The sequence below is a fragment of the Streptomyces sp. BE20 genome, from assembly GCF_036322525.1.
Classification (GTDB): domain Bacteria; phylum Actinomycetota; class Actinomycetes; order Streptomycetales; family Streptomycetaceae; genus Kitasatospora.
The window spans coordinates 1-1,007 of sequence record NZ_JAQYWW010000055.1 but is presented as its reverse complement, the minus strand read 5'-3'; the positions used below and the strand labels follow the sequence as shown (position 1 = coordinate 1,007).

Annotated in this window: 1 protein-coding gene; it reads right to left on the bottom strand. The window is 72.5% G+C overall.

Annotated elements, in window-relative coordinates:
• A partial coding sequence (locus PUR61_RS00200) for an acyltransferase domain-containing protein (protein ID WP_329874355.1) occupies nt 1–1,007 on the bottom strand: 1,007 nt, incomplete at both ends.

Genomic DNA, 1,007 nt, shown 5'->3' with positions numbered 1-1,007 from the left:
GGAACGGGTAGGTGGGCAGTTCGACGCGTCGGCCGCGGGGGATCGCGGTGGTCCAGTCGACGGTGAGGCCGGTGGTCCAGGCGTGGGCGAGGGAGGTGAGGAGGCGTCGTCGGTCGCCTTCGTCGCGGCGCAGGGTGGGGAGGGTGACGGCGGTGTCGAGGGTCTCCTCGATGGTTGGGACCAGGACGGGGTGGGGGCTGGTCTCGACGAAGTGGGTGTGGCCGGTTTCGTGGAGGGTCTTGAGGGCCGGGGCGAGGAGGACGGGTTGGCGCAGGTTGGTGTACCAGTACGCGGTGTCGGGCGGGGTGGTGAGCCAGTCGCCGGTGACGGTGGAGAACATCGGGATGCGCGGTGCCTGCGGGCTGATGCCGGCCAGGACGTCGAGCAGCCGGGTGCGGATCTTCTCGACGTGCGGGGAGTGCGAGGCGTAGTCGACCGGGATGCTCCTGGCGCGGACGCCCTCCCGCTCGCACACCGCCAGCAGTTCCCTCAGAGCGGTGCTCTCGCCCGCGACGACGGTGGTGGTGGGGGAGTTGTAGGCGGCGACGGAGATCCGGTCGGCCCAGGGGGCGAGCAGTTCGGTGGTCCGCTCGGCGGAGAGCCGGACGGAGACCATGCCGCCGTCACCGGCGATGGCGTCGAGGGCCCGGCTGCGGAGGGCGACGACGGCGGCGCCGTCTTCGATAGTGAGGGCGCCGGCGACGACGGCGGCGGCGATCTCGCCCTGGGAGTGGCCGAGGACGGCGTCGGGGTGGATGCCGTGGTGCTGCCAGAGCGCGGCGAGGGAGACCATCACCGCCCACAGGGCGGGCTGGACGACGTCGACGCGCTCCAGCGGCTCGGTGTCGCGCAGCAGCCGGGTGAGTGACCAGTCGACGTGTGGGGCGAGGGCCTTCTCGCACTGGGTGATCTTCTCGGCGAAGACGGGTTCGGTGTCGAGGAGTGCGGCGGCCATGCCGGGCCACTGGGAGCCCTGGCCGGGGAAGACGAAGACGGTGCGGCCGGGG